The organism is Aestuariivita sp., assembly GCF_021404545.1.
Taxonomy (GTDB): Bacteria; Pseudomonadota; Alphaproteobacteria; order Rhodobacterales; family Rhodobacteraceae; genus Aestuariivita.
The window spans coordinates 195,598-208,945 of sequence record NZ_JAAWWD010000001.1 but is presented as its reverse complement, the minus strand read 5'-3'; the positions used below and the strand labels follow the sequence as shown (position 1 = coordinate 208,945).

Genomic DNA, 13,348 nt, shown 5'->3' with positions numbered 1-13,348 from the left:
GGGATCGAATGTCACTTATACTTCTGGTCGAGCAGGTCCTGAACGGGCTTCAGTTCGGTGTGATGCTTTTTTTGATGGCCGCCGGTCTGACGCTGATCTTTGGCGTGATGGGCCTGATCAACCTGGCGCATGGCTCTCTTTACATGGTGGGTGCGTTTGCGGCGGCGGCGGTCGCGGCCTGGTCGGGATCGTTCGTGCTGGCCCTGATTGCCAGCCTGGCGGCGGCGGCGGCGTTTGGCGCGCTGATCGAGCTGACGATCATCAGGCGTCTTTATGATCGCGATCATCTGGATCAGGTTCTGGCCACCTTTGCCCTGATCCTGGTCTTTTCCGAGGCGACGCGCTGGGTCTTTGGCTCTTTTCCGCTGTTCCTCGATATTCCGGACGCGCTGTCGGGTACCGTGATGCTGCCGGGGGGCATTCAATATTCGCTGTACCGGCTGACGATCATCGTGATTGGCCTGGTGGTGGCGGCGGCGCTGTTCCTGCTGATCTCGAAAACCCGGGTCGGCATGCGGATCCGCGCGGGCGAAAGCGATCGGGAGATGATCGGAGCGCTGGGCGTCGATATCTCGGTCCTTTATACGCTGGTTTTTGCGCTGGGGGCGGCGCTGGCTGGCCTTTCCGGCGCATTGGTGGGCGCCATCCAGTCGGTCGAGGTCGGGATGGGCGAGCCGGTTCTGATCCTGGCCTTCGTGGTCATCGTGATCGGCGGCATCGGGTCGATCAAGGGCGCGCTGGCGGGGGCCATTCTGGTGGGGCTGACCGATACGCTGGGCCGGACCATGCTGCCTTGGGCGTTCACCACCTTCATGGATGCGTCGGCGGCAAACACCGTCGGCTCCGCGCTGGCATCGATGCTGATTTATGTGCTGATGGCGGGGGTCTTGATCTTCAAGCCCAACGGCCTCTTTGGGAGTGCCTGACGTGTTGCGAGAATCCACGCTGAATATCGTGATCGCGAGCCTGCTGCTGTTGGTGCCGGTGGCGGCGCTTTTTCTGGACGAGCCGTTTTTCATCACCCTTGCGACCAAGGTGGCCATTCTTGCTCTGGCGGCGGTGGGTCTGAACCTGGCGCTGGGGCAAGGAGGGTTGGTGAGTTTCGGTCACGCCACTTTCTTTGGCGTCGGAGGCTACTCGATGGGCATCCTGGCCAGTCACGCACAAAGCTTTACCCCCCTGATGGAGGTGCCGTTCCTGATCGAGGGGACCAACTCAATGCCGGTGATCTGGCTGGTGGCGATGATCGCCAGCGCGCTGGTGGCGCTGGTGGTCGGGGCGCTCTCGCTCAGGACGTCGGGCGTTTACTTCATTATGGTCACGCTCGCCTTCGGGCAGATGTTTTACTACTTCACCATCAGCTGGCCTGCCTATGGCGGTGAAGACGGCCTGTCGATTTATGTGCGCAACCAGTTTCCCGGGCTCAACACGCTGGATCCGATACAGTTCTTTGGGATCTGTTATGTGATCCTAATGCTGGCCCTGTTGTTTGTCTCGCGGCTGAACAATTCGCCCTTCGGGCTGGCGCTGGCCGGCGCGCGCCAGAACACCGAGCGGGCACAGACAGTCGGCATCAACACCTATCGGCTGCGGCTGGTGGCCTTTGTGATCTCGGGCGCGATCACCGGGCTGGCGGGGGCGCTTTTTGCCGATCTCAACCGGTTCGTCAGCCCGACGATGTTCAGCTGGCACACCAGTGGCGAAATTATGATCTTTATCATCCTCGGCGGTGTTGCGCGGCTTTATGGTCCGGTGGCGGGGGCAGCGTTGTTCATCGTGCTGGAGCATTATCTGGGGGGGCTGTCGGAATACTGGCACATCTATCTGGGCGCGATCCTGTTGTTCGTGGTGCTTTTTGCCCATGGCGGCCTGATCGGGACGCTGTCGAAGAAGGAGCGTCGGCATGCCTGATCCGATCCTAAATGTGGTGGACGTGCACAAATCCTTTGGCGCGTTAAAGGCCAGCGATGGCATAACGCTCGATCTCTATCCGGGTGAAATCCACGCGCTGATCGGTCCCAACGGGGCGGGCAAGTCGACGCTGATCAAACAGATCGCGGGGGGCATGAAACCCGACAGCGGTGCTGTCCATTTCCTGGGCCGGGACGTCAGCGCGCTGTCGACGGTCGAGCGCGCGCGGCTGGGGCTGGCGCGCACGTTCCAGATCTCGGCTCTGGCGATGGAGTACACTGTTTTGGAAAACGCGGTGCTGGGAGCCGTCGGGCAAAGCGGCGGTGCGTTCCGGTTCTTTCGGCCCGCGATGAAGGACAAGGCGCTGCTTGCACGGGCGCATGCCGCGTTGGAGCAGGTCAAGCTGACCGACCACGCCCAGACGATCACCGCCGAGCTGTCGCATGGTCAGCGGCGCCAGCTTGAGGTTGCGGTTGCCCTGACCCTCTCGCCCAAGGCATTCATGATGGACGAACCGATGGCCGGCATGGGCGGTGGCGGGTCGAAACGACTGACCGCGTTTCTGCGTGAGCTCAAACACGAGGCGCCGATCCTGCTGGTGGAACATGACATGGACGCGGTCTTTGCGCTGGCCGACCGGATCAGCGTCCTGGTTTATGGCAAGATCATCGCGACCGGCAGCGTCGAGGAGATCCGCGCCAATCCAGAAGTTCAGCTGGCCTATCTGGGCGAGGAGGACGCGTCATGAGCCTGCTGGAACTCGAAGCGGTCACTGCCATCTATGGCGCGACACCGGCGCTCTTCGGGGTTGATCTGACGATTGGCGAAGGCGAGGTGATCGCGCTGATGGGGCGCAACGGGATGGGCAAGTCGACCACAATCAAGGTGATCTGCCGCCTGCTGAAGAACCCTGAAGGGCGCGTGACATTCGCGGGTGAGGATATCGCCAACCTGCCCGCCCATCGCGCCGCCCGGCGCGGGATCGGTCTGGTGCCCGAAGGGCGGCGGTGTTTTCCCAATCTGACTGTTGGCGAGAACCTCATCGCCTCGGCCCGGCCCGGGGAATGGGATCTGGGCAAGGTGCATGGGCTTTTCCCCCGGCTAAAAGAGCGCAGCGATCAGATGGCCGCATCGCTGTCGGGCGGCGAGCAGCAGATGTTGTCCATCGGGCGCGCGTTGATGACCAATCCGCGTCTTTTGATCCTGGACGAGGCAACCGAAGGGTTGGCGCCGGTGGTGCGTCAGGAAATCTGGACCGCGATCGCCACGCTGAAACGGCAGACGGGCCTCTCGATCCTGGTGGTGGACAAATCCATCGCCGAGCTGCGGCAGATCGCCGATGGCGTCGTCATTCTCGAACGCGGCAGCTCGGTCTGGCAAGGCGGTATCGCGGATCTGTCGGCAGACGTCAAAGACAGGTATCTCGGGGTCTGATCATGGCATTTATCTATCGCCAGAAGGTGAAGTTCAAACACTGCGATCCGGCCGGGATCGTCTTCTATCCGCGCTATTTCGAGATGACGAATGACACGGTCGAAGCGTTTTTCGAGGAGGTCTTGGGCTTCTCCTTTGCCCAGGTGCAGGCAGAGAACGGGGTGCCCACGGCCCAGATCGAGGCGACTTTTGCGGCCCCCAGCCGATTGGGTGATGATCTGGAGATAACCCTTGATATTCAACGCGTGGGCCGGTCGAGCCTGACAGTTGGATACGCCTGCCATTGCGCCGATGAGCTGCGGTTTCGCGCACAATCGACGCTGGTTCTGACCGACCGGGCTGGCACGTCGACGCCGTGGCCCGATGCGCTGCGCGAGATCCTGCAATCGCTCGTGACCGACGCACCGGGCCGTGCTGTCGGCTGAGCGAGGCTCGGATTTATGCGTCTCAGGCCGATTGCTGACAGAACCGCAGCCGGTTTCCAAAGGGGTCGTGAACCTCAACCTGTTCGCCCCAGGGCTGCGCTTCCAACCCCGGTCGCCCGTAGTTATAACGTTTCGCCGTCAATTCGGCATGGAACCTGGCAATGCCCCGCATGGGCACGAAAACGGTTGCGCCGGGGCTGGCATCACCGTGATGTTCGGACAGGTGCAGCTGCACGTCCGCGCGCCCGATGCCCAGATAGAGAGGCAGGTCGGCGGCGAACCGATGCTCGAACACAACCGAAAAACCCAGAAAATCACAATAGAACTCACGTGCTTTCCCCTCGTCGAAAATCCGCAGGATCGGGATGGTCTTTTCAAACACGATATCGGTGGCGTGCCCGGGATCGAGGCTGGCGGCGGCGGTGTTCCAATCCTTGAACCCCAGCCCTTCGGCGATGAGTTCAAGGGTGGTTGTGTGGGGCAGATCAATGTCGCGTTTGGCCAGTGCGGCGCGCAGCCGCTTGGCCTGTGCTTTGGCTTGGGTGATGGTTTGCATAGGGTCCTCTTGACGCTGGCGAAGCCGTCTCGGTGCTCGCGTTGCCGATCCATCGCCAGTCAGGGGGCATCATGCGAGGAACATCAGGATGCTTTGACCATATGTGCGAGCGGCAGGCAGCATCGGCCCATGACACAAGGGGTACGGTCACGGACACTTTGCTGTCAAGCGAAGGAGGGGATGCTTGTGACACTCTAATTGTTTCAAGTATAAATTTTCAAGCTTGAAATAAATTCATCGACCCCCTAGAGTTTTTCATAAACGCGCGACGCCATAGATGGAGTGATGATCATGAAAATCATGTGCCTGGGCGGCGGGCCAGCGGGCCTCTACTTTGCGATCAGCATGAAATTGCGCGATCCGGACCACGATGTAACGGTCCTGGAACGCAACCGCGCCAACGACACTTTTGGCTGGGGGGTTGTCCTGTCTGACGATGCGTTGGAGCAGATGCAGGAGAACGATCCCAAGAGCGCCCAGGCCATTCGCGATCACTTTGCCTATTGGGACGATATCGCGATAGAGCATAACGGTGTACGCACAGTGTCGGGCGGGCACGGGTTTGCCGGTATCGGGCGCAAGCAGATGCTGATCCTGCTTCAGCAGCGGGCGCGGCAGCTGGGCGTAAACCTGCAACTCGAGACGGAGTTCAAGACCGCCGAGGCCTATCGCCGGGATTATGACCTGGTTGTCGCCTCTGACGGGATCAACTCAGCCGTGCGGACCGAGTACCAGGAAATCTACAAGCCCGATATCGACACCCGGCTGTGCAAATTCATCTGGTTGGGCACGCATCAGAAATTCGACGACGCGTTCACCTTTATCTTTGAAAAGACCGAACATGGTTGGATGTGGGCGCATGTTTATCAGTTTGACGAAGACACAGCGACCTTCATCGTGGAATGCCTGCAACCCACATGGGACGCGTGGGGCTTTGCCGACATGTCCAAGCAAGAGACGGTCGCCACTTGCCAAAGAGTGTTTGCCAAGTATCTGGGCGGGCACGATCTGATGTCGAACGCGGATCACCTGCGCGGTTCTGCCGTGTGGATGAACTTCCCCCGGGTGATTTGCGAAACGTGGTATAATGGCAATGTGGTCCTGATGGGGGATGCGGCGGCGACCGGCCATTTCTCGATAGGGTCGGGGTCGCGGCTGGCCTTTGACAGTGCGATTGCGCTGGCCAATTATCTGCAGTCCGAACCGACCATGGAAAAGGCGTTCCAGCGTTATCAGGAGGAGCGGCGGCTTGAGGTTTTGCGCCTGCAATCGGCGGCGCGCAACTCGCTGGAGTGGTTTGAGCAGGTGGAACGCTATCTCGATCAGGATCCGGTGCAGTTCAACTATAACCTGCTGACCCGGTCTCAGCGGATCAGCCATGAGAACCTGCGCCTACGCGATCCCGCATGGGTCGAGACCGCGGAACGCTGGTTTCAGACCCAGGCCGGTGTGTCGGCGGATGCGCCAGTGCGCGCGCCAATGTTCGCCCCGTTCAAGCTGCGCGAGATGACGCTGGCCAATCGCATCGTCGTCTCGCCCATGGCCCAATACAAGGCCGTGGATGGGCGCCCCACCGATTGGCATTTCGTGCATTACGCCGAACGGGCCAAAGGCGGCGCGGGCCTGGTTTATACCGAGATGAGCTGTGTCTCGCCCAAAGGGCGGATCACGCCCGGCTGCACCGGCCTTTACGCGCCCGAGCATGAGGCGGCATGGGCGCGCCTGACCGGTTTCGTCCACGCGGAAACCGACGCAAAGATTTGCTGCCAGATCGGTCATTCCGGGCGCAAGGGCTCGACCCAGCTGGGCTGGGAGGAGATGGACGCGCCCTTGGCCGATGGCAATTGGGAGATCGTGTCGGCCTCCGCCATTCCATGGACCGACCGCAACATCACCCCACGTGAGATCACACGGGCCGAGATGGACGCGGTGCGCGATCAATTCGTGGCTTCAACGCAGATGGCGGCGCGCGCGGGCTTTGACATGATCGAGCTGCATGCAGCGCATGGGTATCTCATCTCGTCCTTTATCTCGCCACTGTCGAATGTACGGGGCGATGACTATGGCGGGTCTTTGGACAACCGGATGCGATTTCCTCTGGAGGTGATGCGGGCAATGCGTGCAGCCTGGCCTGGGGAAAGGCCGATGTCTGTGCGGATCTCGGCCCATGACTGGATGGGCGAGGACGGCATCACACCCGCTGACGCGGTAGAGGTGGCCCGGATGTTCCACGAAGCGGGCGCGGACATCATCGACGTCTCGGCCGGGCAGACCAGCGAGGACGCGCAGCCGGTCTATGGCCGCATGTTCCAGACGCCGTTCTCCAACCTCATCCGGAACGAGCTGGACATTCCCACCATGGCGGTCGGCAACATCTATGAGGCCGATCACGCCAATTCGATCCTGATGGCCGGGCGCGCCGATCTGGTCTGTCTGGCCCGCCCGCATCTGAGCGATCCTTACTGGACCTTGCACCGCGCGGTGGAACTGGGGGATACCCAGGCGAACTGGCCAGATCCCTATCTGGCCGGGCGCGATCAGGCGTATCGCCTGCAAGAGCGCGCGCAGGAAACCATTCGCGCTTAGCATCGACCCGGCACCACGCGGGAATCGCAGGCCGTCATTATCGATAAGGTGACGTTCGGTCTGTGCGCCCCGGCGGGTACCGCTGGTGTGACTGCGGTTCGAGATACCCTATGGTTAGGATGAAGGGTCTTGCCATTCTATCGTGAGGGGCCGGTTGACGGCCGCAAGGGCACCGCTGAGCGGACCGCGTGCTGCGCGCGGATTGGTAACCGAACCGACCACAGCGGGAGAGACGGGCCGAGCTGCGCGCCAGTCTGCGTTACTGCGCTTGGGCCTCTTGCGCTTCTTTTTCCTTCCGCGCGTCCCGGATCGCCTTCACCCGATCCTGTTGCGCCTTTAGGTCGGGCATCGGCGCGTGATCCTTGGCTTTTTCCAACACCTCGAACCGGCCGTTTTCCGAGCGCCACCAACTGGATGGTTTGATCTGGTCGTGCAGGCGCATCTTGTCATCGAGGATCAGCGCCAGCCGACGCAGGGGTGTGGCCAGCAGGCGACGCATGATCTTGGACCAGAGCCGCGTATAATCCTTGTTATAGGGGCAGGTGCGAATGCAATTGGCGCAATCGCTGCCCTTGAGGACCCAGAACTTGAAACACTTCTCACCGTCGGTGGTCCATTTCTTGATCCCTTTGATGTTGGACTGGTTGAAGGTGTAGGTGCTGGGCGGCCCGTGGTCGATGGCCTGCGGCGGGCAGTTATTGGCGCAGCGGCGGCAGATCTCGCAGGTCTGTTCCACCCCGAACGAGAGAGGCGTGTCATGGGCCAGCGGCATGTCGGTCAGGATGCGGCCAAAGCGGACACGGGGTCCGAATTCCCTGGTGATGCAGAGCCCGTTGCGGCCATATTCGCCCAGACCCGCCTGGATCGCATAGGGAATGGCCAGATTGGTGTCGTTCTGATTGGCAATCGCCTGATAACCCAGGCTGCGAATGTACTGGGCCAGCGCCAAAAGCGTCACCGCATCCTCGGCATAGCCCGCCGCGGCCGAGGTCGCGGCGGTGGCTGTGGGCGACATGCGCACCAGATCGTATTGCATGGATTTGCCCACGACGATCACATTTGTGATGCCCTCGGGGATCTCGACCGGTTTTGATGACATCGTGCGACCGCTAAATTTCGACCGGTAGGTCCAGCGCGGATCATAGGCGGTGATGCCCACCAGATCGGCGCCATAGATCCGGGCCGTTTTCTTGACCCGTTTGGCGGCTGATTTGGGATCGCCCATATCGGCGGGTTCGACCTTGGGCGGCAGATGCGGGGTGAAATCATCCGTGAACCCGTCGCGCCGATCTTTCGCTTTTTGCATTTCGGCAAACATCTCGGTCACCACCCAGGGGCCGTTGCGCAGGGCGAAATCCTCCTGGGCGAAGCCTTCTTCGTCGCGCACGCGTTCCTTGGGTTTCACGAAGGACCGATAGAACCGCATGGTGATCCGGGTGGCGAATTTGCTGTCCCACAGGCCCCGGCTGAACATGTCGTTGTGCTGGTTAAAGCCCTCATACTCCGGTGTGATCTCGATATTGTCGGAATTGGCGAAACGCTCGGGCGCAGCCGGCGCGCAGCCGTGATCGGCGAAAAGCGGCTTTGCGGTATCGGGTTTGGCAGGTGTGGTCATCATCCATCCTTCCGGTCGGGCGGGTTGGTCAGCCTTGTGTCGGCTCTTTCAATGTGCCGATCCAGCGTTTGGCCGAGTCATAGCTTTGGGGCGGGGCACCATCTGCCTCCGCCTGCGCATAGGCGGTGAGGCGGGCGGATTTGGCCGCGTTTGCCTCGGGGATCTCATCCAGCGCATCCGCCAACCGGGTGTAGTCGGAGCCGACGGGGCATACATCCTGACAGCGGCGGCAGCCGGTCACCACCCCTGCGCCGCGCAGCATGGATTGCCAGATATAGAACTGGTCCTTGCTGCGTAGCATCTGCTTTTTCACCTCCGGGTCGGGCTCGTCTATGATCCGGCCCAGATGGTCGGCCAGCGCATGAAACCCATGGGGGGAGCGTTGGGTGTTGCAGGTCTTCCAGTCGCGTTCGAAATGCCCCACCGCATCCACCGGGCAGGTCTGCACGCAGCGCCCGCAACGCGGCCCGAGACAAAGCGCCTCGTCGCGTTTGCGGTCCGGCTCCACCGGGGCGGAGGTCAGAACGGCGCTCAGCAATACGCGCGGGCCGTATTCGGGTGTGATCAATTGTTCGGCCATGCCCAGCGTGCCCAAACCGGCCTCGACCGCGGCATGGGTCAGCGACAGGATCGTTTCGGTATGCTGGTCCGGCTCCCCGAAATAGACCCAGGGATCCACGTGAGTCGGCGGGATGATCAGGGCCGGGTATCCCATATCCTCAAGCCAAAGCACCAGTTCCAGCGAGGCGCTTTCAAGTTCCGAAAGGGTCAGCTCATCATTATAGTACTTGTGCCGTTCATCCACGCGGGGCAGGCGGGTGGTCCCGATGCTATAGCGTTTGGCCAGCACGATGCAGCGATCCCCGTCATGATCGGTGATCCGGTCTGGTGTCTGGGGCAGGCGCGGATTGGGCGGATGCGCATTCATCACGGCCCCATCGGCGATGCCAACCAGATCGACGCCAAGCGCCCTGCCCTTTGCCTTGATCGCCGCGCTGTCGATCGGCTCCTGAAACACGAAACTCATGTCGAGCGGTCCTTTTCACTGGCCTGGGCGCGCGCCTTTTGCGTCTCACGAAACTCTCTGAGTTGCCGGGCCACAATGCCCTGATAGCCATCCTCGCCCACCCAGCGGATGTTGTACTCCGACAGGCCCGTCGCAGGCTCTCCGGCCTCACGCGCGGCTTTGAAGCGTTTGCCCTTGGCGACTTTCTCGTCGGTCTTTTCGGGGATCAGTTTTTGCGGTTTGGCCAGATGCGCGTGGTAATCATTGCCCACCGGGCAGACCGCCAGACAGCGCGGGCAATCGCCGAACGAGCCGACAACGCGGAGCATGCCCTGCCAGAAGCCGAACAGATCACGGCTCGCCATCAGTTCCTTCTTGCGCGCCGCGTCGCCGTCGATCATCGCTTCGAACAGCGCAAGCGAGGTCATGAAGCCGAACTCCTGCGCGGCCTGGGCACAGGCGCGTTTGTTGAGGTTGAAATGCTCCACCGCGTCGGTCGGACAGGAATGCAGACAGCGCGAGCAGCTTTCCCCGATGCAGACCTGTTCGGTCATGCGCCCGTCGGGTTCCAGCTCCAGCTCGGTCAGGATACCTGTCAGATAGACGCGCGGCCCGTATTCCGGGGTCAGGATGTTCACATCCAACCCCAGCGTACCCAGCCCGGCCTCTACCCCCAGATGCCGGGTGGACAGACGACCATAGCTGGCGCGTTTGTAATCCCAATCGGTTTCCTGCGCTGCGGTGACAAAACTCGGGTGGCCCGCGTCTTCGAGATGGGCAGAGAGTTTCGCCGCGATCCGGTCCATGCGGCGCAGCACCAGCATGTCGATATATTGCACTGCCACGCTGGATTTCGCACGGAATGCCGCCACAGGGATGCGGTTCGCGATCACGATGACACTTCTGCAATGGCGCGAGATCCGGTCGGGTGTCTGCGGCACCTTGGGATCAGGCGGGTTTGCGTTCAGCACATCCGCGCTGGCGATGCCGACCAGATCGGCGCCAAGGTCTTTGGCAAGCTCTTTGACGGCGGCGGCATCCATTGCGATGAGCTCCTAGGGCGCGGATGGTCTGATCGGGGTCTCCAAGGTCGCGGAGAGCAGTTCGGCAAGAAGTTCCTTGAGATAGGCATCCCGGACAGAGGCCCCGGGATAGGCGCCCAGATAGGACTCCGCGATCAGCGCCCGGTAAAAGAGATGCGCGCGATTGCGGGCAGTCTGATCCGACATTCCGCTTTCCGAGAAAATTTCGACCAGGAAACTCAACCGTTCGCGATCCACGGTGCCGACAACCGTTTGTACGCGCGGATCTTTCATTGCCCAGGCGCGGATCGCAGCGTCGTAGCGGCCCAGCCTGCTTTGAAAGACGGTGTCGATCAACCGGCACATCCGGTCCATTACCGGTCCATCCAGGTTGCGGATCTGAGCGAAGACGGCGTCATTGAGATGGGTCTTCCAATGATCCAGGCTGCGCGCCAGAAGATCGTCTATACTGGCAAAGAACCAATAGAAACTGCCTTTGGAAACACCGATCTCGCGGGCCAGACGCTCCACCCGGACCGCATCGACCCCATCGCGGGCAATGGTATTCAGCGCACCCAATACCCAGATCTGAGCGCCGTCGCGATCGCCGCGTGAAACGGCGCGCCGGGCCATGGTGTCGATCTGTGACATGTCGCTGGTGGTCCTCCGCCTAATGCGCGTCGTCGCGCCAAAACTCTATACGCTATCGGATAGAGTATTTCAAGCTTGAAGCACAAGATGCCTCTGCTACACTGCCTCCAAGGACCACAGTGCCGGGAGGCGAACGTGACCGCACAGACCCCCGATCTCGATATCCCCCCCTCGCCCGAGGCGCTGCGGGAGCGTCAGGCGACGCGGCGCAAAAACGCTGTCCGGCAGGCGAAGAAGTCGACTTTCTTTGATGGCACGCTCGACGGGCTGGACCTCGAAACGGTGATCGAGCCCGAGGAATGGGCCAAGATCCCCATCCTGGACAAGGACCAGTTGCGCGCGATGTCGCCCGAGACGTTCTATAACGATTTCTGCATCAATACCCGCAGGGACGTCACCGAGTTCTGGCGATCCGGTGGGTCGACGGGCAAACCTCTCTTCTATCCGCGCACAGCGCAGGACATCCACTACGGTCAAATCGGGTTCAAGCGCAGCCTCGATCTGGCCGGGTTCACGGATGCGGATATCACCCATATGTCGTTGCCTTTGGGCATTCATCCGGCGGGCCATATGATGTCGCGCAGCGGATCGGACATGGGGATCGGCATGGTCTGGGCGGGGGGCGGCAACACGCTGCCGTCAGGAACGCAGCTGGATCTGATCCGGCTGTTTCAGCCATCCTCCTGGATCGGCATGGCCAGCTATGGAATACAGCTGGGCAATCTTGCGAAATCCGAAGGGTTCGATCTGTCCGCGGCCAGTGTCGAACGCATCCTGTGCTCGGCCGAGCCTCTATCGGCCTCCAAACGCGCCAAGCTTTCGGCACTTTGGGGGGCAGAAGTGCGCGATTGCTATGGCATGACCGAGGCGATGATGCTGGGCTGCGAGGATCACGCCTGCGACGGGTTCAGGTTCTGGGCCGATTTCTGCTATCCGGAAGTTCTGGATGAAAAAACGCTGGAGCCCGTGCCCGAGGGGGAGCCGGGGCTGTTGGTGGTGACATCTCTGGTGACCAACAATGCGACACCGTTCTTGCGCTGGAATACCGGCGACATCGTGACCCTGCGCGACGGGATCCTGCGCGACAGCGCCTATGACGTGTTTCCGCTGGTCAAGCACACTCATCGGACCGCTGGTTTCGTCAAGGTCCGGGGCATCAATATCGGGTTCACGGACCTTGAAGATCTGATGTTTCAAAGCGAGGATGTCTCGGATTTCCGGGTCGAGGTCCTTTGGCAAAACGACAGGGACGACTTGGTTGTGCATGTCGAACTGGCCGAAAGCGTCGCCCCGAATATAGGCGCCGAAAAGATCACTGGGGCGATTCATCGTATGTTCGGTGTAACGCCGCGTATCGTCATAGGCATACCCGGCGAGATCGCCAAATCCTTTGAAGGGGCGTTCAAACCGGTGCGTGTCACAGATCTGCGCGGGACCTGACCGCCGTTCGAACCGAACGCTGCACGTATCTTGGATCAACGGTCCGGGTCAGGTTTCGCGATCCGGGTCATTGCGCGCACGCCAGCCCGCGTAATCGGGGCGATCAAGCTGAAAGGTGTCGGTGCTGCGCGTGTACCAGCCCGAGCCGTGCATGCGCCCGATCAACCCCAGTTTCGGCGTGTCGATATAGGCGCGGTCGGCATCCAGAACGAGGGTATCATCGATATGGATGGCCAGCACCTGACCGATGACAATGGCCTGAAAGGCGCCGGTGCTGACCACCGAATGGGTCCGGCATTCAAAGGCGACCGGCGATGCGGCGATCAGGGCCGGGTTGATATGGCGCGCGGGCCGTGTGGCAAGCCCCGCGATGTCCAGCTCGCTGACATCTGTCGGCGCATCCATGCAGGTCAGGTTCATCGCGTCGGCCAACGCCTCCGGCACCAGGTTCACCACGAATTGCCCGGTATCGAGGATGTTGCGCGCAGTGTCTTTCCAGCCTTTTTCCGGATCGCCCAAGATGCCAATGGCCACGGTTGGCGGCGTATGGCCCATCGCGTTGAAAAAGCTGAACGGGGCGGCATTGGTCACGCCATCGGGCGACAGCGTGGTAATCCAGGCGATCGGGCGCGGGGTGACTGTGGCCGTGAGCAGCTTATAGCTGATCTCCGGCGTGTTGGGATCAAGATCGAACCGCATGGC

At 61.3% G+C, this 13,348-nt stretch carries 13 protein-coding genes; 7 read left to right on the top strand and 6 right to left on the bottom strand.

What is annotated here, in order from left to right; genetic code table 11:
* The first annotated feature begins 8 nt into the window (after window positions 1-8).
* The 5 genes from HEP69_RS01045 to HEP69_RS01025 are packed head-to-tail and all read left to right on the top strand — an operon-like array spanning window position 9 to window position 3,770.
* Window positions 9-926 carry a branched-chain amino acid ABC transporter permease gene (locus tag HEP69_RS01045; protein ID WP_290556652.1) on the top strand — a complete coding sequence of 306 codons (918 nt, stop codon included), beginning with the start codon at window positions 9-11 and terminating at the stop codon, window positions 924-926.
* Between the two features lies 1 nt (window position 927).
* Window positions 928-1,911, top strand: a complete 984-nt coding sequence (locus tag HEP69_RS01040) for a branched-chain amino acid ABC transporter permease (RefSeq protein ID WP_290556651.1) — start codon at window positions 928-930, stop codon at window positions 1,909-1,911.
* Complete coding sequence (locus HEP69_RS01035) at window positions 1,904-2,659, top strand: ABC transporter ATP-binding protein (protein WP_290556650.1); 756 nt, start codon at window positions 1,904-1,906, stop codon at window positions 2,657-2,659. Before HEP69_RS01040 ends, HEP69_RS01035 begins: the two co-directional genes overlap by 8 nt.
* Window positions 2,656-3,345: an ABC transporter ATP-binding protein gene (locus HEP69_RS01030; protein ID WP_290556649.1), complete on the top strand. Its 690-nt coding sequence runs from the start codon at window positions 2,656-2,658 to the stop codon at window positions 3,343-3,345. Before HEP69_RS01035 ends, HEP69_RS01030 begins: the two co-directional genes overlap by 4 nt.
* A gap of 2 nt (window positions 3,346-3,347) precedes the next feature.
* Window positions 3,348-3,770 carry a thioesterase family protein gene (locus HEP69_RS01025; protein WP_290556648.1) on the top strand — a complete coding sequence of 141 codons (423 nt, stop codon included), beginning with the start codon at window positions 3,348-3,350 and terminating at the stop codon, window positions 3,768-3,770.
* A gap of 22 nt (window positions 3,771-3,792) precedes the next feature.
* Here HEP69_RS01025 and HEP69_RS01020 read toward each other — a convergent pair whose 3' ends face one another.
* Window positions 3,793-4,326 carry a glyoxalase superfamily protein gene (locus HEP69_RS01020; RefSeq protein WP_366111288.1) on the bottom strand — a complete coding sequence of 178 codons (534 nt, stop codon included), beginning with the start codon at window positions 4,324-4,326 and terminating at the stop codon, window positions 3,793-3,795.
* A gap of 291 nt (window positions 4,327-4,617) precedes the next feature.
* Here HEP69_RS01020 and HEP69_RS01010 point away from each other — a divergent pair, with 291 nt between their 5' ends.
* Complete coding sequence (locus HEP69_RS01010) at window positions 4,618-6,912, top strand: bifunctional salicylyl-CoA 5-hydroxylase/oxidoreductase (protein ID WP_290556647.1); 2,295 nt, start codon at window positions 4,618-4,620, stop codon at window positions 6,910-6,912.
* A 259-nt stretch (window positions 6,913-7,171) separates the two neighbouring features.
* Here HEP69_RS01010 and HEP69_RS01005 read toward each other — a convergent pair whose 3' ends face one another.
* Genes HEP69_RS01005 through HEP69_RS00990 form a run of 4 tightly spaced genes read right to left on the bottom strand, consistent with a single transcriptional unit; the run spans window position 7,172 to window position 11,206 of the window.
* Window positions 7,172-8,527 carry a reductive dehalogenase gene (locus HEP69_RS01005; protein ID WP_290556646.1) on the bottom strand — a complete coding sequence of 452 codons (1,356 nt, stop codon included), beginning with the start codon at window positions 8,525-8,527 and terminating at the stop codon, window positions 7,172-7,174.
* A gap of 28 nt (window positions 8,528-8,555) precedes the next feature.
* Complete coding sequence (locus HEP69_RS01000; RefSeq protein ID WP_290556645.1) at window positions 8,556-9,554, bottom strand: 4Fe-4S double cluster binding domain-containing protein; 999 nt, start codon at window positions 9,552-9,554, stop codon at window positions 8,556-8,558.
* Window positions 9,551-10,576 carry a hypothetical protein gene (locus tag HEP69_RS00995; protein WP_290556644.1) on the bottom strand — a complete coding sequence of 342 codons (1,026 nt, stop codon included), beginning with the start codon at window positions 10,574-10,576 and terminating at the stop codon, window positions 9,551-9,553. The genes HEP69_RS01000 and HEP69_RS00995 overlap by 4 nt, the downstream gene beginning before the upstream one ends.
* 12 nt (window positions 10,577-10,588) lie before the next feature.
* Window positions 10,589-11,206, bottom strand: coding sequence for a TetR/AcrR family transcriptional regulator (locus HEP69_RS00990; protein WP_290556643.1), 618 nt, complete (start codon window positions 11,204-11,206; stop codon window positions 10,589-10,591).
* 135 nt (window positions 11,207-11,341) lie between these two features.
* On the opposite strand from HEP69_RS00990, the gene HEP69_RS00985 reads away from it, so the two are divergent.
* Window positions 11,342-12,646, top strand: a complete 1,305-nt coding sequence (locus tag HEP69_RS00985; RefSeq protein ID WP_290556642.1) for an AMP-binding protein — start codon at window positions 11,342-11,344, stop codon at window positions 12,644-12,646.
* Between the two features lie 48 nt (window positions 12,647-12,694).
* Here HEP69_RS00985 and HEP69_RS00980 read toward each other — a convergent pair whose 3' ends face one another.
* Entirely contained in the window at window positions 12,695-13,345 is a 651-nt protein-coding gene (locus tag HEP69_RS00980) for a flavin reductase family protein (protein ID WP_290556641.1), read from the bottom strand.
* Between the last annotated feature and the right edge of the window lie 3 nt (window positions 13,346-13,348).

Bases quoted from the DNA above. Each gene is read 5' to 3' on its own strand.
- HEP69_RS01045 (WP_290556652.1), top strand. From the start codon at position 9: ATGTCACTTATACTTCTGGTCGAGCAGGTCCTGAACGGGCTTCAGTTC.
- HEP69_RS01035 (WP_290556650.1), top strand. From the start codon at position 1,904: ATGCCTGATCCGATCCTAAATGTGGTGGACGTGCACAAATCCTTTGGC.
- HEP69_RS01030 (WP_290556649.1), top strand. From the start codon at position 2,656: ATGAGCCTGCTGGAACTCGAAGCGGTCACTGCCATCTATGGCGCGACA.
- HEP69_RS01025 (WP_290556648.1), top strand. From the start codon at position 3,348: ATGGCATTTATCTATCGCCAGAAGGTGAAGTTCAAACACTGCGATCCG.
- HEP69_RS01020 (WP_366111288.1), bottom strand. From the start codon at position 4,326: ATGCAAACCATCACCCAAGCCAAAGCACAGGCCAAGCGGCTGCGCGCC.
- HEP69_RS01010 (WP_290556647.1), top strand. From the start codon at position 4,618: ATGAAAATCATGTGCCTGGGCGGCGGGCCAGCGGGCCTCTACTTTGCG.
- HEP69_RS01005 (WP_290556646.1), bottom strand. From the start codon at position 8,527: ATGACCACACCTGCCAAACCCGATACCGCAAAGCCGCTTTTCGCCGAT.
- HEP69_RS01000 (WP_290556645.1), bottom strand. From the start codon at position 9,554: ATGAGTTTCGTGTTTCAGGAGCCGATCGACAGCGCGGCGATCAAGGCA.
- HEP69_RS00995 (WP_290556644.1), bottom strand. From the start codon at position 10,576: ATGGATGCCGCCGCCGTCAAAGAGCTTGCCAAAGACCTTGGCGCCGAT.
- HEP69_RS00990 (WP_290556643.1), bottom strand. From the start codon at position 11,206: ATGTCACAGATCGACACCATGGCCCGGCGCGCCGTTTCACGCGGCGAT.
- HEP69_RS00980 (WP_290556641.1), bottom strand. From the start codon at position 13,345: ATGCGGTTCGATCTTGATCCCAACACGCCGGAGATCAGCTATAAGCTG.